The 17,053-nt window shown below is 64.6% G+C and carries 16 protein-coding genes; 14 read left to right on the top strand and 2 right to left on the bottom strand.

Features of this window, described 5'->3' with window-relative positions; all coding sequences use genetic code 11:
* Position 1 precedes the first annotated feature (1 nt).
* From LB551_RS07200 to LB551_RS07210, 3 genes are all read left to right on the top strand, one after another.
* Entirely contained in the window at positions 2-976 is a 975-nt protein-coding gene (locus LB551_RS07200) for an ABC transporter permease (protein ID WP_224625096.1), read from the top strand.
* A 3-nt stretch (positions 977-979) separates the two neighbouring features.
* Positions 980-1,927 carry an ABC transporter permease gene (locus tag LB551_RS07205; protein WP_224658658.1) on the top strand — a complete coding sequence of 316 codons (948 nt, stop codon included), beginning with the start codon at positions 980-982 and terminating at the stop codon, positions 1,925-1,927.
* A 146-nt stretch (positions 1,928-2,073) separates the two neighbouring features.
* Positions 2,074-4,146 carry a 3-hydroxyacyl-CoA dehydrogenase NAD-binding domain-containing protein gene (locus LB551_RS07210; protein WP_224658659.1) on the top strand — a complete coding sequence of 691 codons (2,073 nt, stop codon included), beginning with the start codon at positions 2,074-2,076 and terminating at the stop codon, positions 4,144-4,146.
* A 16-nt stretch (positions 4,147-4,162) separates the two neighbouring features.
* Here the strand turns inward: LB551_RS07210 and LB551_RS07215 are convergent, their stop codons facing one another.
* The gene (locus LB551_RS07215) at positions 4,163-4,969 is read right to left on the bottom strand and encodes a response regulator transcription factor (protein WP_224658660.1); all 807 of its coding nucleotides are present in this window, start codon (positions 4,967-4,969) and stop codon (positions 4,163-4,165) included.
* Between the two features lie 118 nt (positions 4,970-5,087).
* Here LB551_RS07215 and LB551_RS07220 point away from each other — a divergent pair, with 118 nt between their 5' ends.
* The 6 genes from LB551_RS07220 (at position 5,088) to LB551_RS07245 (ending at position 10,926) form a co-directional block, all read left to right on the top strand.
* Entirely contained in the window at positions 5,088-6,224 is a 1,137-nt protein-coding gene (locus tag LB551_RS07220; RefSeq protein ID WP_224658661.1) for an ABC transporter ATP-binding protein, read from the top strand.
* Positions 6,205-7,368 (top strand): PotD/PotF family extracellular solute-binding protein, encoded by a 1,164-nt coding sequence (locus tag LB551_RS07225; RefSeq protein WP_224658662.1) that lies wholly within the window; start codon positions 6,205-6,207, stop codon positions 7,366-7,368. The genes LB551_RS07220 and LB551_RS07225 overlap by 20 nt, the downstream gene beginning before the upstream one ends.
* 78 nt (positions 7,369-7,446) lie before the next feature.
* Entirely contained in the window at positions 7,447-8,304 is an 858-nt protein-coding gene (locus LB551_RS07230; protein WP_140492578.1) for an ABC transporter permease, read from the top strand.
* The gene (locus tag LB551_RS07235) at positions 8,304-9,116 is read left to right on the top strand and encodes an ABC transporter permease (protein ID WP_140550661.1); all 813 of its coding nucleotides are present in this window, start codon (positions 8,304-8,306) and stop codon (positions 9,114-9,116) included. Before LB551_RS07230 ends, LB551_RS07235 begins: the two co-directional genes overlap by 1 nt.
* 10 nt (positions 9,117-9,126) lie before the next feature.
* Complete coding sequence (locus LB551_RS07240; protein ID WP_224658663.1) at positions 9,127-9,888, top strand: SDR family NAD(P)-dependent oxidoreductase; 762 nt, start codon at positions 9,127-9,129, stop codon at positions 9,886-9,888.
* 324 nt (positions 9,889-10,212) lie between these two features.
* Complete coding sequence (locus LB551_RS07245) at positions 10,213-10,926, top strand: hypothetical protein (RefSeq protein ID WP_224658664.1); 714 nt, start codon at positions 10,213-10,215, stop codon at positions 10,924-10,926.
* 29 nt (positions 10,927-10,955) lie between these two features.
* Here the strand turns inward: LB551_RS07245 and LB551_RS07250 are convergent, their stop codons facing one another.
* Positions 10,956-11,150, bottom strand: a complete 195-nt coding sequence (locus LB551_RS07250; protein ID WP_224658665.1) for a hypothetical protein — start codon at positions 11,148-11,150, stop codon at positions 10,956-10,958.
* Positions 11,151-11,361: 211 nt separating this feature from the next.
* On the opposite strand from LB551_RS07250, the gene LB551_RS07255 reads away from it, so the two are divergent.
* The 5 genes from LB551_RS07255 to LB551_RS07280 all read left to right on the top strand — a co-directional run bounded on the left by LB551_RS07255 (position 11,362) and on the right by LB551_RS07280 (position 17,045).
* Entirely contained in the window at positions 11,362-11,808 is a 447-nt protein-coding gene (locus tag LB551_RS07255; RefSeq protein WP_224658666.1) for a glycosyltransferase, read from the top strand.
* Between the two features lie 5 nt (positions 11,809-11,813).
* Positions 11,814-13,187: a glutamine synthetase family protein gene (locus LB551_RS07260; protein ID WP_224659011.1), complete on the top strand. Its 1,374-nt coding sequence runs from the start codon at positions 11,814-11,816 to the stop codon at positions 13,185-13,187.
* A 2-nt stretch (positions 13,188-13,189) separates the two neighbouring features.
* Positions 13,190-14,488 (top strand): NAD(P)/FAD-dependent oxidoreductase, encoded by a 1,299-nt coding sequence (locus LB551_RS07265; RefSeq protein ID WP_224658667.1) that lies wholly within the window; start codon positions 13,190-13,192, stop codon positions 14,486-14,488.
* Between the two features lie 169 nt (positions 14,489-14,657).
* Positions 14,658-15,863, top strand: a complete 1,206-nt coding sequence (pcaF, locus tag LB551_RS07275) for a 3-oxoadipyl-CoA thiolase (RefSeq protein WP_224658668.1) — start codon at positions 14,658-14,660, stop codon at positions 15,861-15,863.
* A 150-nt stretch (positions 15,864-16,013) separates the two neighbouring features.
* Positions 16,014-17,045 (top strand): BMP family protein, encoded by a 1,032-nt coding sequence (locus LB551_RS07280; protein ID WP_224658669.1) that lies wholly within the window; start codon positions 16,014-16,016, stop codon positions 17,043-17,045.
* Positions 17,046-17,053 lie beyond the last annotated feature (8 nt).

The following is a 17,053-nucleotide window of genomic DNA, read 5'->3' on the forward strand; positions in this document are numbered from 1 at the left end:
GATGACAGCCGTCTCGGTTCAAAACGGTTCAAAGACTTTCGGGAGCGGAGCGGCGCGCGCCCGCCTGCTGCGCGGGCTGCTGCCGGCGCTGTCAATGGCGCTGGTGCTGCTCGCCATCGCCTGGCTCAATCCGCGCGCCATCAGCTATTTCGGCTTCGGCCTGATGCTGAACCTGGCGATCCCGATCGCGCTGGCGACGATCGCGCAGATGTTCGTCATATCGGGCAACGAGCTCGACCTGTCGATCGGCACCTTTGTCGGTTTCGTCGGCTGCGTCACCGCGACCTGGCTGAAGGACGCGCCTCTCATCGGTGTGGCCGTCCTGCTCGCATCGATCGGCGTCTATGCATTGCTCGGCGCGCTGATCCACCTGCGCAATTTGCCGTCGATCGTGGTGACGCTGGGCATGAGTTTCGTCTGGCAGGGGCTGGCCATTCTCGTCCTGCCCAAACCGGGCGGCAAGGCGCCGGACTGGCTGCTGGCGATCATGGCGTTCAAGCCGCCCTTCGTGCCCTTCCCCATCATCGCGGCGCTGGTGATCGGACTGATCGTCCATTTCGGGCTGATGCGCACCTCCTATGGCGTGATTCTGCGCGGCTCGGGCGGCAACCCGGCCGCGCTCAAACGCGCCGGCTGGTCGCTGCTCAAGACCAAGGTCGTATTGTTCGCGCTGACGGGTCTGTTCGGCGTGCTGTCCGGCATGGCGCTGATCGGCATCACCACCTCGGCCGATGCCAATATCGGCAATGGCTACACGCTGCTTTCGATCGCCGGCGTCATCCTCGGCGGCGGCGAATTCGTCGGCGGCCGGGTGTCGCCGATCGGCGCGGTGATCGGCGCGCTGACCTTGGCGCTGGCGGCATCGCCGCTGCTCACCTTCATGCACATCCCGCCCGACTGGCAGGTGGCGGCCAACGGCGCCATCCTGATCATCGTGCTGGCGGCGCGGGTGCTGATCAGCCGAAGGGAGAGGTAAGCGATGACATTGCTGAGGTCGCTGACCGCCAAACCCTGGATCTGGTCGTTCATCGGCGCGCTTGTCGTGTGGCTGGCGACGATAGCCTTCACCGGCGGCTATGGCGCCGGCGGCATGGTCACCGCCGCGCTGTCGCTGGCCGTGTTCACCGTCATCGTCGGCGTCGGCCAGATGTTCGTCATCACGCTTGGGCCCGGCAACGTCGACCTGTCGCTGCCGGCCAATATCGGCCTAGCCAGCGCGGTGGCCATGAAGGTGATGGGTGGCAGCGATGCCATGATCGTGGCCGGCCTGCTGGCCGCGCTTGCCTGTGGTGCCGCCATCGGCGTCGCCAACTATCTGCTGATCTGGGCGCTGCGCATTCCGCCGATCATCGCCACATTGTCGGCGAGCTTCATCATCCAGTCGGTCGACATCAGCTACGGGCGCGGGTTGCAGATCAAGCCGCCGCCGGGTTTTGCCGATTTCGCCAACCGGCAGGTTCTCGGCATTCCGGTGCTGGCGGTTCTCACCGTGCTGTTCACCCTCGGCGCGGCCATCGCCTTGCAGCGTATGATCTATGGCCGTTCTGTACTGGCGATCGGCCAGAACATCCGCGCCGCCTGGCTCGCCGGCGTCGACGTCGGCCGCGTCCGCTTTCTTACCTACACGCTGTCAGGGGCGCTCGGCGGCATCGACGGCGCGCTGCTCGCCGGCTATTTCCGCGGCGCCAATGTCGATATCGGCAACGAGTATCTGCTGGCCTCGATAGCCGTCGTCGTCATCGGCGGCACGTCGGTGGCCGGGGGCAAGGCCAACGTGCCAGGCGTCTGGGGCGCGGCGCTGTTCCTGGTGCTGCTGCTCACCATGCTTAACACATTCGGCGTCAGCGCCGGCGTGCGCCTGCTTTTGACCGGGCTGATCATTGTCGGCGTGATCACGGCGGCCGGTGGGGAGAAGGCGGTGCGGTGATATTCGTGCCTTCGTTCCACCGCAACTCGCCAGCTGCCGCCCTACAGCCTGTCCTGACAAGCGTTGTGCCAGTGCGACACGCGGTTCCCATTCGCGGCGCGGCCTAGTAAACCCTGCCGATCGTAGCCGGTCGCGGGAGGTTCAGCTTGTCCAGTTTCGTCAGCGTCACCAGGGACAACGACGTCGCCATCGTCACCATCGACAACCCGCCGGTCAACGCGCTGAGCTTCCATGTCCGCGAGCCGCTGATGCAGGCGCTGGTGGCATTGCGGGACGACCCTTCGGTCGCGGCCATCGTCCTCGCCTGCGCGGGCCGGACTTTCGTGGCCGGCGCCGACATCACCGAATTCGGCAAGCCGGTGCGGCAGCCTGAACTCCGCGCCATTGTGGCGACGCTGGAAACGATCGCCAAGCCTACGGTTGCCGCCATCCACGGCACCGCGCTCGGCGGCGGGCTGGAGCTGGCGCTCGGCTGCCATTTCCGCGTTGCCGATGCCGCCGCCAGGCTCGGCCTGCCCGAGGTGAAGCTCGGCCTGCTGCCGGGCGGCGGCGGCACGGTGCGGCTGCCGCGCCTTGTCGGCGCGATCAAAGCGCTGAGGATGATCGTTTCCGGCGCGCCGATCGGGGCTGATGAGGCGCATGGAGCCGGACTGGTCGATGCTGCCTTCGACAGTAACGTGACCACCCATGCCGTGAACTTCGCCAGGGAGATCGCCCGCAAGGGTGGTCCGTTCACGCCGGTGCGCGATCGCGATGACGAGATCAAGAAAACCGATATGGCGGCCTTCGATGACGAGGCTGCTGCTCTTACCCGAAAAGCGCGCGGCCTCGAAGCGCCGATCGCCTGTGCGCAGGCGGTGCGCAACGCCGTCACGCTGCCCTTCGACGAGGCGCTGGCGTCGGAGCGCGCACTGTTCGTGAATCTGGTCGCCGGTGATCAGTCGCGGGCGCAGCGGCATCTGTTCTTCGCCGAGCGTGAGGCGGCAAGGATTCCCGACAAGGATCTCGTCAAGCGCAGGATCGCCCGCGTCGGCGTCATCGGCGCCGGCACGATGGGCGGCGGCATCGCCATGGCCTTCGCCAATGGCGGTTTTCCGGTCACCTTGTTGGAGACCAGCGAGGAAGCCTTGCAGCGCGGGCTCGGCATGATCGACAAGAACTATGCCGTCTCGGTCTCGCGTGGTTCCTTGACGGAAGACACCAAGCGGCAGCGGCTTACCCAATTCACCGGCTCGATCGACTACGCCGACCTCGCCGATTGCGACCTGATCATCGAGGCTGTGTTCGAGGACATGGCTGTGAAGAAGGAGGTGTTCGGCAAGCTCGACGCCGTGGCCAAGCCGGGCGCCATCCTTGCCACCAACACCTCCTATCTCGACATCGATGAAATCGCCGCCTCGATCTCGCGCCCGCAGGATGTACTGGGCCTGCATTTCTTTTCGCCGGCCAACGTCATGAAGCTGCTGGAAATCGTGCGCGCCGAAAAGACCGCGCCCGATGCGCTGGCGACGGTGGTCGATTTGGCGCGCCGCATCGGTAAAGTCGCCGTCGTGGTCGGCGTCTGCCACGGCTTCGTCGGCAACCGCATGCTGGCCGCGCGCGGCTCCGAATCTGAAGCGCTCCTGCTGGAGGGCGCGACGCCAAGCCGGATCGACAAGGCGTTCACCGATTTCGGCTGGCCGATGGGGCCGTTCCAGATGGGCGACCTCGCCGGCCTCGACATTGGCTGGCGCAACCGCAAGGCCCGCGGCCAGACGGCAGTGATCGCCGACACGCTGTGCGAACAGGGGCTTTTCGGCCAGAAAACCGGTCGAGGTTTTTATCTCTACGAGAACGGGTCACGTATGCCGGTCCCAGACCCGCAAGTCGAGGCGCTAATCCGCGACGAGGCGGCAAAGAAGGGCATCGCGCCGCGCGAAATCAGCGCGGAAGAAATCATCGAGCGCACGCATTACCCACTGATCAATGAAGGGGCGAAAATCCTCGAAGAAGAGATAGCCGCCCGCGCCTCCGACATCGATGTCGTCTGGGTCAACGGCTACGGCTTTCCCATCGGCAAGGGCGGGCCGATGTTCTGGGCCGGTCTCGAAGGCGCGGACAAGATCGTCCAGCGGCTCGAATATTGGCATCAGCGGACGGGCAAGGATGTCTTCAAGCCGGCGCCGCTGCTGAAGCAGATGGCCGAGACCGGTTCCTGGGAGGCTGGCGCAAGAACCTGATCGAAAGGCCGGGGATTTATCTTGTCCGCGCGTCGATGATCTCGACGAAGCGGGCGAAGAGACCGGCCTGCGACTTGATCTTGAGCTTGCGGTAGATGTTGCGACGATGGACCTTCACCGTCCCCGGCACGATGCGCATGGCCCTGGCGATCGATTCCGTGGAATGCCCCTGCAGCACCAGGTCGACGACATGCTTTTCGCGCGGCGTCAGCGACAAGCTCTTCCAGATATGGGCGCGGTCGAACTCATTGACCTGAGCGATCGCATCGTCCTGCCTGGCCTCGACAGGTTCGTCGGCAGGAAGGGCGGGCCAGCGCAGGCGGGCGAAGGCGACCACCGCCGGCGCCATGTCGCGCAGCAGCCTGGCGTCGGCGGTTCCGAATGGACCTGAAGCGCTGAGCCGCATCAGCGAAAGCACCAGCGCATCCTTGCCCGGCAGTGGCACGAAGAAGCCGACCTCCTCGGCCAGCCTGGTCTGGCTGTAGTAGGAGCGAAAATATTCGCTGGCGTAGAAGCGGTCCGGCGCCAGCTCGCGCATGCGCCAGAACCCTTCCTTGCGTTCGACCGCCGCGTGATGGAACGGGTCGAGCAGATAGGGTCCATCCTGGTAAAGCGCGACGAAGACATGACTCTCGGTCGCAGAGAAGGTCTCGAACAGCAGCGGCGGACGGGCAGCGCCGCGGTAGCCGAAGATCACGCAATGATCGAAGCCGACATGCTGCCGCAGCCACGCGACCATCGCCTTGCCGAAGAGGTCGCCCGTCGTCTCCCGCGTCGCCGCGACCAGCGCGGCGAGCTGGCTGTAGTCGTCGCTGCGGGACATCCAATACCCCCTTAAACGAGAAAATAGGTGAGATATACCACCTGCGAGGTATATACTAGCTGCCATTGGCTCTGGTAGCGTCCTGAAATCGCATCGCCTGCCGCTGGAGCCCGCAGCCTTGACCGCAGTGCCCGACATCGAGTTTCGCGGCGTCACCAAGCGCTATGGCGCGGTGACCGCGGTCACCGGCATCGATCTGGCCGTGCCGCCCTCTGCCTTTGTCGCTCTGCTCGGACCATCCGGCTGCGGCAAGACGACCTGCCTGCGCATGATCGGCGGCTTCGAGCAGCCGAGCGAGGGCAAGGTGTTCATCCGCGGCCAGGACATGGCCGGCACGCCGCCCTACAGGCGGCCGGTAAACATGGTGTTCCAGCAATACGCGCTGTTCCCGCATCTGGATGTGGAAGACAACGTCGCCTATGGATTGCGCCAGGCACGGCCGCGGCTGGCGTCGCGCGAGATCGGCGAGCGCGCCGGCGCGGCGCTCGAAATGGTGCGGCTCGCCGGCTATAACAGGCGCAAGATCCACGAATTGTCCGGCGGCCAGCAGCAGCGTGTCGCGCTGGCGCGCGCGCTGGTCAACAAGCCGGCGGTGCTGCTGCTCGACGAGCCGCTGGCGGCGCTCGACAAGAAGCTGCGTACCGACATGCAGATCGAATTGCAGAACCTGCAGCGCGAGATCGGCATCACCTTCGTGCTCGTCACCCACGACCAGGAGGAGGCGCTGTCGATGAGCGACTTCGTCTGCGTCATGAATGGCGGCCGCATCGTCCAGCTCGGCCAACCCAGCGAAATCTATGACGAGCCGGCCGACCTGTTCGTCGCCGATTTCGTCGGCAAGACCAATCTGCTGAGCGGCGCCGTCGCCGGGCATTCAGGCGACCTGGTGGATGTGAAACTGGCGGACGGCACGGTCATTGCGGCGCGCAAGCGGGCCGCCTTGCGACAGGGCGAAACCGTTTCGGTCAGCCTGCGTCCTGAATCGCTCAGCCTCGGTGGTCCGACAAGCGGCCCGCTCAGGGGCATCGTCCGCAACCGGATCTTTCTGGGCTCCACGGCGGAATACGCGGTCGAGGTCCAGGGTATCGGAACGCTGCTGGCCAAGACCGATCATGTGGTCGGCCAAGGCAATCTCTTCAAGCCGGGTGAACCCGTCGCCATCGGCTTTGCCGCCGGAACGCCGCTGGCGTTTGCGGACCCAAAGAACAACGGGACCAACCAGAGGGTAGAAAAACATGTCGAAATCATATCGTGACGGACTGCCGATAAGCCCCGAGAATTTCGTCGACCAGCTGATGCGCCTCAAGCGCGGCTCTATCGGCCGCCGCGACTTCCTCGGCCTCACCGGCCTCGGCATCGCGACGGCGGTGATGGCGCGCGAGATCGGCATCGTGCCGACGCCGGCCTTCGCCGCCGAAGACCTCGGCGACCGCATGGCGATCGCCACCTGGCCGAACTATCACGACCCGCAGACCTTCGAGAACTTCAAGAAGGACACAGGCGTCGCCGTCGAGGTCAACGTGTTCGGTTCCAACGAGGAGATGCTGGCCAAATTGCAGGCGGGCGCCTCGGGCTGGAGCCTGTTCGTGCCGACCAATTACACGATCTCGACCTACAAGAAGCTCGGCATAATCGAGCCGCTCGACATGGCCAAGCTGCCGAATTTCGATGGCACGCAGGAAGACCCGCGCTTCACCTCCGAGGGCACGATCGACAGCACCATCTACGCGGTGCCGAAGAACTGGGGCACGACAGGTTTTGCCGTCAACACCAAGAAGCTGACCAAGCCGATGACAAGCTGGAAGGAGTTCTGGGACACCGCGATGGCGGAAGGCGACGGCCGCACCATGGTCCACGACTACCAGCTCACAACCATCGGCAATGCGCTGAAATATTATGGCTACTCCTTCAACTCGCTCAAGCAGGACGAACTCGCCAAGGCCGAAGAGCTTCTGCTGAAGGTCAAGCCGCATCTGTTCGCGGTGTCTTCCGACTACCAGCCGGGAATGCGCGCGGGCGACGCCTGGATGACGATGTGCTGGACCAATGACGGCGCGCAGCTCCATCGCGACATTCCCGAGATCGCCTATGTGCTGGGCAAGGAAGGCGGCGAGATCTGGACCGACTTCTATGCCATCCCGAAAGACGCGCCGAACAAGCCGGCCGGCTATGCCTTGCTTAACTACCTGATGAACCCGCAGGTCGCGGTGAAGGAGCACCTCGCCAACGGCGCGCCCTCGACCGACGCGCGCGTCAACAAACTGCTTCCCAAGGAAGTGCTGGACAATCCGATCCTCTATCCGGCGGCCGACCTGTTGACGCCGCTGGAGTTCGGCGCTGCTGCAACGCTGACCGATCCGGGCCGCGCCGAGCTGATGGCGCGTTTCAAGTCTGCTTGAGCCAGGCGGGCAACAAATCCCATTCGAGACAAACTTGACCGGCGGGCCCCGACCCGCCGGCACCGGGGCAATCCTTCGATGCGCGGCATTCGCAAAAATCTGCTGACGGCCATGCTGCTCGGGCCGGCGGCCGCCTGGCTCGTCGTGTTCCTGGTGCTGCCGTTCATGGCCATCGCCGTTTTCAGCGTCGGCGAGCGGGCGCCGGAGGGCGGCTATCAGGCGGCCTTCACACTGGCGCAATATGCCAATCTTCCGGCGCGGGCGACCGCGTTCTGGAACACGATGGTGCTCGCTCCGGTGGGCGCGCTCGCCTGTCTGCTCGTCGCCTATCCCGTCGCCTATTACCTCGCCTTGCGGGCGCCGCAGCGCTGGCGGTTGATCCTGCTTGCGCTGGTCGTCATTCCGTTCTGGACCAGCCTTCTGATGCGGACCTATGCCTGGATGTACATTCTAGGCGGACGCGGCATACCGGCGCTGCTCGCCTTTGTCGGCATCGAGGATGTCAGGCTCATCAACACGCCTGGCGCCGTCCTGCTCGGCATCGTCTACGGCTACCTGCCGCTGATGATCCTGCCGATCTATGTCAGCCTCGAGCGGCTCGACCGTCGCCTGCTGGAGGCCTCCGCCGATCTCGGCGCGACGCCGCTCTCTACTTTTCTAGGCGTGACCCTGAAACTGTCCCTGCCCGGCGTGATGACCGGCTTCTCCCTGGTGATGATCCTGCTGCTCGGCGAGTACCTGATTCCGACGCTGCTCGGCGGCGGCAAGGTGTTCTTCATCGGCAATGCGCTGGTCGACCTGTTCCTGCAATCGCGCAACTGGCCGTTCGGATCGGCCATCGCGATCACGCTGGTGCTGGTTTCGGTTGTGGTGCTGATTGCCGCCAACCGCATCTCGACCCGCGTCTCGGGCGCCCGCCGGGTGGATTTGATCTGATGCGCGCCTTCGTCATTGCCGTCTTCGTCTTCCTCTACCTGCCGATCGCACTGGTCGTGCTGTTCTCCTTCAACGCCGGTCACCACGCCAGCGAATTCACCGGTTTTTCGGTGCAATGGTACGGCAAGGCGTTGGCGAACCCGTTCCTGGTCGAGGCGCTGAAGAACAGCCTGTTCATCGCCACCACCAGCGCCTTGCTGGCGGCGGTGTTCGGTACCGCCGCAGCCCTTGGCCTGGCACGCGTCGGGGTGCGGACCCGCGCTGTCTTCGACGCCTTGCTTGGGGCCGCGATCGTCGTCCCCGGCGTCGTCATCGGCATTTCGACACTGGTCGCGCTCGTCCAACTGTTTGCCGTCGTCAATCCGTTCCTCGCCTCGATCTGGCCGGACGACCAGCCGCCGCGCCTGTCGCTCGGCTATGGTTCGATCATCGCCGCGCACGGCCTGTTCTCGATGGCGCTGGTGACGATGATCGTCGGCACGCGCCTCGCAAGCCTCGACCGCAATCTGGTCGAGGCCTCCAGCGATCTCTACGCCACGCCGCTGACGACGTTCCGCTCGATCGTCTTGCCGCAGATCATGCCGGCGGTGGTCGCCGGCTTCCTGCTCGCCTTCACCTTCTCCTTCGACGATTTCATCATCGCCTTCTTCGTCGCCGGCGCGCAGACGACGCTGCCGATCTATGTCTTTGCGTCGATCCGGCGCGGGGTGACGCCGGAGATCAATGCCATCGCGACGATCGTGCTCGTCGCCTCCGTCCTGCTCGTGGTGCTTGCCCAATGGCAGCTGCGCCAGCGCAAGCCGTCAAACTGAAGGTCGCATCATGATCCTCGAAGACCGCATCGCCGTGGTGACAGGCGCCGGTTCCGGCATCGGGCGCGCCGGCGCCATGATCATGGCCAGGGAAGGCGCGGTGGTCGTCATCGCGGACCGGGATCGGACCAGCGGCGAGGCGACGGCTTCAGACATACGCGCCGCGGGCGGCCGGGCGGAGGCGGTAGCCACCGACGTCTCGGACGACTCGGCGGTCGAAGAACTCATTATCGGCACGATCGACCGGCATGGGCGCATCGACATCCTGCACAATCACGCCGGCATCCAGGTCGGCGGCACGCTGACCGAGGTCGAGGCCGACGGCATGGATGCCTCCTGGCGGGTCAATGTGCGGGCGCAGTTCCTGGCGGCGAGGATCGTCATGCCATCGATGGTCGCGCAGGGCGGAGGCGTCATCCTCAACACGGCCTCCAATTCAGGCGTGTTCTACGACCGCGAGATGATCGCCTATGCGACGTCGAAACATGCCGTGGTGGCGATGACCAGACAGATGTCGCTGGACTATGCCCGCCACAATGTGCGCGTCAACGCGCTCTGCCCGGGCTGGGTCGACACGCCGTTCAATGGACCGTTCATCGCCCAGATGGGCGGACGCGAAGCAATCGAAGACTATGTCCGCACCAAGATCCCGATGGGGCGCTGGGCCAGCGCCGAGGAAATCGCCGAGGCGATCCTGTTCCTCGTTTCCGATCGATCATCCTTCATGACCGGCCAGGCGCTGGTGATCGACGGTGGCGAAAGCATAGGCTGAAGCAGCCGCCTTGGCCTTCAGGCTGTTGATGAAAAGCGCCATCGCCTGCGCGTTCTGGGCCAGAGCCGCATCGCCGACCGGCCGCGCCGAAATCAACTCTGACCGGCAGTTCGGACCATGGTCCGACCGGCATGGGACTTCAGTACCGCAGCCGTTCAAGAACGCCGATTTCTATTTTATATCAATCAGTTACTGCACAGACAGGTTGCTCTGCTCTCTTATTGAGACAGTCTTTATCTAAAGTTTACTGCGCATAGTTAGCGGCTTCTCATACGAACTTACCATAGCTGCGGGCGCAGGGCGGCGTATCCCGAGGAGACCATCATGACAAACCGGAAAACTGTATTCGCGGCGCTGGCCGCATTGGCCCTTCTGGCGTCTCCGGCCCTGGCCGTTGCCGGCGGCAACGGGCATAGCAATGGTGGTGGTCACAGCGGCGGCAATGGCAATGGTGGCGCCCACGGCAACAGCGGCACCCACGGCGGCAGCGGCGCCGCGCACGGCAAGTCCTCGTCGGCTCGGGGGCAGGTAGCCAAGGCCACAGCGGAGACGTCCACGGTCGATACGAAGACAAAGGTCTCGTCCCTTCCCAAGGAAAAGAACCTCCACGCCAAGCTCGGCCGGCTGAACTCGCTGCAGCGCAACGTCAACGCCTATATGAATTCCAAGAGCAAGAAATTCGCTGCGCTTCAGGCCTTCGTGACGCAGTCGGCCAAAGCCAAGGTCGCACAAGCCCAGCTGGACGCTCTGAATTCACAGCTGGACGCATTGACGTCGCTGACGCCGGACCAGATCGCCGCCATGTCGCCCGAGGAGCAGGCGGCCCTGCCTGGACAGATATCGGCTCTGCAGGACCAGATCGACGCCCAGCAGGAAGTGGTCGACGCGGCAGAGGTCGGCACCGACCCGGCCGCACTCGACGCGGCGTTGACGGATATGGCCAACAAGCCCGTCGACGCCGAGGTTACCGCTTGGGCCCAAGGTGTCCTTGCCGGCAAGATCGACGAGACGGCCGCTGCAATGCAACCGACGCCGTAGCATCGCCAAGGACGACGGGGCATCCGGCCTCACATGTGTTTGCGGCCAACCGCTTCGTGGCGGATGCCTTGTCCGATCACCTCAAGCTGCGGCGGCTGCCAGCATAGATGCCGGCAGCCGCCAACCTCTTCCGGCTGCGGCAATCGCTGCGCGAACATCTGAAAATACTCGACCAGCTCGAAAGCCGGCAGTATTAGGTGACTGCCGATCTGCTTCGCGTCCATCTGCGGCTCTCGCAAACTGCGACCGCAAGCAGGCGGCCGCGGCGCTCCCGCGCTGTTCGGCATGGTCAGCCAGCCGGAATGAAGAGGAATAATTGACGCGTAAAGCCAGCCCGAACATCGCGCTGTTTCCCGAAGCAACCTTCGGCGCGGCGTTGGATTGCATCGGCATCGCGCAGGCCGTGCGTGCGCGTGGCGCCCGCCTTCATCTGCCATGCCGGCCTTTCCGGCGTCTCGCCGACAAGCTGCCGGCGCGCTTCATCGTCATGTCGGCGGTCTGCCCGACGCTTACCGCGCGGTGCAGGACAATGTCTCTCTCGACGCCTGGTTCCCGCAGCCCTCGGCGGTGGCGAAGTCGGAACTGTTCAGCCATCATGGCGGCGACAACAGCTTTTGCGAGGCGCTGCGCTTCGACGTGCCGTCGCTGATCATGCCCTATTGCCGGGACGGCCACGACAATGCACGCCGCGCCGAAGAGACCGGCACCGGCGACCATATCGGTCGTGACGGCTGGACCGAAGGAGTATTGGAGAGAGCCATTCTCGGCCTGCTGGCCGACGACGCCATGCGCGCCCGCCTCAAGGGAAATGCAGCCCAGATGGCGCTGAACCCCGGAACGGACGTGGCCGCGCAAGCCATACTCTCTCTGATACGGACTTGAACGAAATGCTTGAGAAGAACACGAATACCGCGCCCTCCACCGATCCCAAGGCCTGGTTGGCGCAGCACGGCATCAACGAGGTCGAATGCCTTGTGCCTGACATGAACGGCGTGCTGCGCGGCAAGACACTGCCGACGGCAAAATTCCTCAAGGCACTGGAAGACCGCGCGCTCTATTTGCCGAGCAGCGCCTTCCTGGTCAGCATAGACGGCCGCTATTCCGGTTCCATCGACGAGGGGTTCGCGTATTCGGACCCCGACATGCGCATCGTGCCCGATGTCTCGACGCTTTGCCTGGCGCCGGGCGCCGGCGCTGGCAAGGCCTACGTCTTCGCCGACGCCTTCCACATGGACGGCCGGCCCTGGATGGCCTCGCCGCGCCATGTCCTGCGCGCCGTTCTCGATCTCTACCGGCAGCGCGGCTGGCGGGCGGTAGTGGCGCCGGAGCTCGAATTCTACCTGACCGCGCCCAATCCCGATCCTGACAAGCCGCTGACCGCGCCCACCGGCGGCAATGGCCGCGCCGAGGCGGTGCAGCATCCCTACGACATGGCGGCGCTCGAGGAATACGAACCGGTGGTCCGGCGCGTCTATGACCATGCGGCGGCCGCCGGACTGCCGCTCGACACGCTGATCCATGAATCGGGACCGGGGCAGCTGGAGATCAACTTCCTGCACGGCGACGCCCTGCCGCTGGCCGACAAGGTGCTGCTGTTCAAACGGCTGACGCGCCAGGCCGCCCAGCAAGGCGGCATGTATGCGACCTTCATGGCCAAGCCGATCGCCGCACAGGCCGGCAGCTCGATGCATCTGCACATGTCCGTCATCGATGAGGCCGGCAACACGTTGTTTGCCGGCAGTGACGATGCCGATACCGCGATGTTCGGTCATTTCATCGGCGGCCTGCAAAAATACATTCCCGAAATCATGCCGCTGTTCGCGCCCAACGTGAACTCGTTCCGGCGCGTTAGACCGAACCACAGTGCGCCGGCCAACATCGAATGGTCGCATGACAACCGCTCCTGCGGCCTGCGCGTACCGGCCGGCGGGCGCGCTGCGCGGCGGGTGGAGAACCGACTGCCGGGTGCCGATTGCAACCCGTATCTGGCGATCGCCGGCTCGCTTCTGGCGGGCTATCTGGGCGTCGAACAGAAGCTGGCGCGCTCGGCGGAAGCATCCGGAAATGCCTACAAGATCAAGAGCACGCTGCCGAAAACAATGGAGGAGGCGCTGGACCGTTTCGAGGCCTGTGAACCGGTGCGCAAACTGCTCGGCGAGGACTTCGTCCAGACCTATCTGCGCGTGAAAAGCGTCGAGCTCGACCTGTTCCAGAGCGTCGTGACGAGCTGGGAACGCGACCACCTGCTGTTGAAGGTGTGATCATGGCATCTTCAACGGGTTTCAATTCCGGTCTCGACATCGGCAAGTCCTACTATGTCGCCACCGCCAATCCGGCGCCGAACCATCCTGCACTCATCGGCGATGCCGAGGCCGACCTGGTGGTCGTCGGCGGCGGCTGCACCGGTCTGTCGGCCGCTCTTCACGCCGCCGAACGCGGCTTGAAGGTGGTGCTGCTGGAAGGCGGCAAGATCGGCTGGGGCGCTTCGGGCCGCAATGGCGGCCAGATGATCCCCGGCCTGCGCAAGGGCGCCAAGGGCCTGGTCAAGCTTTACGGGCCTGAACGGGCGAAGGCGCTGTTCGACCTCGCCTTCGAGGCGCGCAGCCTGGTGCTCGACATTATCGAGCGCCATGCAATCGACTGCGATCTCAGGCTGACCGGCCATCTGGTCGGCGCGGTCAACGGCTCTGATCTCAGGGATCTGGAGGAAGAGGCGAAATGCCTCGAGAGCGTGATGCGATTCCGCGACGTCGAGATCCTATCGGCGGCTCAGGCGAGGGCCAAGGTCGACACGCCCTATCACGGCGCGATGTACGAGCCGCTCGGCGGCCACATGCATCCCTTGAATTACACGCTCGGGCTTGCCCGCGCTGCAAGCGCGGCCGGCGTCGTCATCCACGAGAATTCGGTGGCCGTGCGGCTTGAGCGCGAGCCTTCGATCCGGGTCTCGACATCAAAAGGATCGGTGCGGGCAAAGCATGTCGTGCTGGCTGGCGATGCGCTGCTCAATGGGCTGGAGCCGCGCGTCAACAGCCGCATAATGCCGGTCGGCAACTACATCGTCGCCACCGAGCCGCTGGAGGGCTCCCGCAGCGTCATCCCGGCCAATGTCGCAGTGTCCGACACGCGTTTCGTCGTCAACTATTACCGCATGTCGGCGGACGGCCGCCTGCTGTTCGGCGGCGGCGAGCGCTACACGCCGTCGCCGCCGGCCGATATTGCCGGCTTCGTGCGGCCGCACATGGAAAGCACCTTCCCGCAACTTACGGGCTGTCGTATCGATCACGCATGGGGCGGGCTGGTGTCGGTGACGACGTCACGACTGCCGCATGTCGGGCACTATGGCGAGGTCTATTACGCGCACGGCTATTCGGGCAAGGGCGTCATCCTGTCGACGCTGTCTGGCAAGCTGCTCGCCGAGGCCATCACTGGCGACGCCTCGCGGCTCGACCTGTTCTCGACGTTGACCCCGAGGCCGTTCCCCGGAGGCACGGCGCTGCGCGGTCCGCTCTATGTGCTGGGAATGCTGTGGTATGCGATGAGGGACAGGATCAAGCATTGAGCTCGCGGCCAAGGCTGTCGCCAGGCGCAGGCGAGCTGTGGCTGGCTGCTTAAGTTCGCGCAGGCGCTTGACGAAACGCGGGCGCCAGGCGAACTCGAACTGAAGACATTGCGCGACCCGCACGCCCGCACCAAGGCGGCGCATGAGGGAAATGGGAGAGCTGCCTGACATGGCCGAGGCTTTTATCTGCGACTATATCCGCACGCCGATCGGGCGCTTTGGCGGCTCGCTATCCCGGGTGCGCACCGACGACCTCGGCGCCATTCCGCTGAAGGCGCTGGTCGAGCGCAATGCCGGCGTCGACTGGCAGGCGGTCGACGACGTTGTCTATGGCTGCGCCAACCAGGCCGGCGAGGACAACCGCAACGTGGCGCGCATGGCGCTGCTGCTGGCCGGCCTGCCGAAGGAAATCCCCGGCTCGACCGTCAACCGCCTGTGCGGCTCCGGCATGGATGCGCTGACCATCGCCGCCCGCGCAATCAGGGCTGGCGAGGCCGAACTGATGATCGCCGGCGGCATCGAATCGATGAGCCGCGCGCCCTTCGTCATGCCCAAGGCCGACACGGCGTTTTCACGCAATGCCGAGATCTACGACACCACGATCGGCTGGCGCTTCGTCAACCCGCTGATGAAAAACCAGTATGGCGTCGATTCCATGCCCGAGACCGGCGAGAACGTCGCCGAGGATTTTTCGGTTTCACGCGCGGACCAGGACGCTTTCGCGGTGCGCAGCCAGGACAAGGCCGTCGCCGCGCAGGCCAATGGCCGGCTGGCGAAGGAAATCACGCCGGTTACGATCCCGCAGCGCAAGGGCGATGCGGTGGTCGTTTCACGAGATGAGCACCCACGCACCGGTACCACGGTGGAAGCGCTCGCCAAATTGCCGACGCCTTTCCGCCAAGGCGGCACAGTGACGGCCGGCAATGCGTCGGGCGTCAATGACGGCGCGGCGGCGCTGATCGTCGCTTCGGAAGCGGCGGCCAGGAAATACGGCCTGACGCCGATCGCCCGCGTCCTCGGCGGCGCCGCCGCTGGTGTTGCACCACGCATCATGGGCATCGGCCCGGCGCCGGCAACGCAAAAACTGTGCGCGCGGGTTGGCCTGACGCCAAAACAGTTCGACGTCATCGAGCTCAACGAAGCCTTCGCCTCGCAAGGCATCGCCGTGCTGCGCCAGCTCGGCATCGCGGAGGATGCGCCGCACGTCAACCCGAATGGCGGCGCCATCGCGCTCGGCCACCCCTTGGGCATGTCGGGCGCGCGCATCTCCGGCACGGCGGCGCTGGAGCTGCGCGAACGCGGCGGCCGTTACGCGCTGGCGACGATGTGCATCGGCGTCGGCCAGGGCATCGCCATCGCGCTCGAACGGGTCTGAACAATCACCCTCCCGGCTAGTCCAGGAGAGCGGATATGATCGATCTGCCAAATTTGACCATGTGGACAAAAGTCCGGACCCGTTCCATAGTTCCCCGTCTGATTTTTAGAACGGCCGGCTCGACACGGCTGTCGAACAGAGGGGACTGCAATGGAAAACCGGAAGAACAAATCTCATTCGACGCGCGAAGGCCTTTCGCGGCGCAACGTGCTGGAGCTGGGCGCGCTTGGCCTGGCTGCGGCGATGCTGCCGGGCGCCGCCTTCGCCAAGGACAAGAAGCTGAAAGTGGCGGCGATCTTCGCCACGCCCATCGAGGAGCCGTGGGACAACCAGATCCATGTCGCTTTGCAGAAGGCCGAGAAGGAACTCGGCATCGAGTATAAATGGTCGGAGAAGGTACAGACCGCCGACTTCAGCCGCGTCATGCGCGAATATGCACAGGGCGGCTATGAACTGGTGCTGGGCGATGCCTTCGCCGCCGAGCGTGAATCGCGCCGCACGGCCAAGCAGTTCCCGAAGACTGCCTGGCTGTTCGGCTCCGGCGCTGGGCCGGCGGAGCCGAATTTCGGCGTCTTCGACAATTGGATCCACGAGCCCGCCTATCTCTCTGGCATGATCGCCGGCAAGATGTCGAAGTCGGGCACGATCGGCGCCGTCGCGGCGATGGGCATTCCGGAGGTCAACCGGCTGGTCAACGCCTTCTTCGCCGGCGCCAAGGAGGTCAATCCGAACATCAAGAAGAAGGTCGCCTTCATCGGTTCCTTCTTTGATCCGCCCAAGGCCAAGGAAGCGGCGGTGGCACAGATCGACGCCGGCGTCGACGTCATCTATGCCGAGCGTTTCGGTGTCATCGAAGCGGCGGTGGAGAAAAAGATCTACGCCATCTCCAACATGTCCGATCAGTCGAGCCTTGGCCCCGACACCGTCATTACCGGCCCGGTCTGGGACATGTATCCGACCATCGAACAGGCGATCAAGTTGGTGAAGGCCGGCGTCTTCACGGCGCAGGACTATGGCGATTTCTCGCGCATGGCCAAGGGCGGTTCTCACCTCGCGCCTTACCACAAGTTCGACAAGACGCTGCCAGCCGAGGTCAAGGACATGGTCGAGAAGAAGAAGGCCGAGATTCTCGAAGGCAATTTCCGGGTGGATGTCGACGAGAATACGCCGGTCTCGGATTGAGTGTCGCT

Origin of the sequence: Mesorhizobium sp. BR1-1-2, assembly GCF_020165435.1 — a bacterium.
Classification (GTDB): domain Bacteria; phylum Pseudomonadota; class Alphaproteobacteria; order Rhizobiales; family Rhizobiaceae; genus Mesorhizobium.

Coding starts and splice junctions, on each gene's coding strand:
- LB551_RS07230 (WP_140492578.1), top strand. CDS start 7,447: ATGCGCGGCATTCGCAAAAATCTGCTGACGGCCATGCTGCTCGGGCCG.
- LB551_RS07260 (WP_224659011.1), top strand. CDS start 11,814: ATGCTTGAGAAGAACACGAATACCGCGCCCTCCACCGATCCCAAGGCC.
- LB551_RS07240 (WP_224658663.1), top strand. CDS start 9,127: ATGATCCTCGAAGACCGCATCGCCGTGGTGACAGGCGCCGGTTCCGGC.
- LB551_RS07225 (WP_224658662.1), top strand. CDS start 6,205: ATGTCGAAATCATATCGTGACGGACTGCCGATAAGCCCCGAGAATTTC.
- LB551_RS07235 (WP_140550661.1), top strand. CDS start 8,304: ATGCGCGCCTTCGTCATTGCCGTCTTCGTCTTCCTCTACCTGCCGATC.
- LB551_RS07205 (WP_224658658.1), top strand. CDS start 980: ATGACATTGCTGAGGTCGCTGACCGCCAAACCCTGGATCTGGTCGTTC.
- LB551_RS07245 (WP_224658664.1), top strand. CDS start 10,213: ATGACAAACCGGAAAACTGTATTCGCGGCGCTGGCCGCATTGGCCCTT.
- LB551_RS07265 (WP_224658667.1), top strand. CDS start 13,190: ATGGCATCTTCAACGGGTTTCAATTCCGGTCTCGACATCGGCAAGTCC.
- LB551_RS07255 (WP_224658666.1), top strand. CDS start 11,362: ATGCCGGCCTTTCCGGCGTCTCGCCGACAAGCTGCCGGCGCGCTTCAT.
- LB551_RS07280 (WP_224658669.1), top strand. CDS start 16,014: ATGGAAAACCGGAAGAACAAATCTCATTCGACGCGCGAAGGCCTTTCG.
- LB551_RS07215 (WP_224658660.1), bottom strand. CDS start 4,969: ATGTCCCGCAGCGACGACTACAGCCAGCTCGCCGCGCTGGTCGCGGCG.
- LB551_RS07250 (WP_224658665.1), bottom strand. CDS start 11,150: ATGGACGCGAAGCAGATCGGCAGTCACCTAATACTGCCGGCTTTCGAG.
- pcaF (WP_224658668.1), top strand. CDS start 14,658: ATGGCCGAGGCTTTTATCTGCGACTATATCCGCACGCCGATCGGGCGC.
- LB551_RS07200 (WP_224625096.1), top strand. CDS start 2: ATGACAGCCGTCTCGGTTCAAAACGGTTCAAAGACTTTCGGGAGCGGA.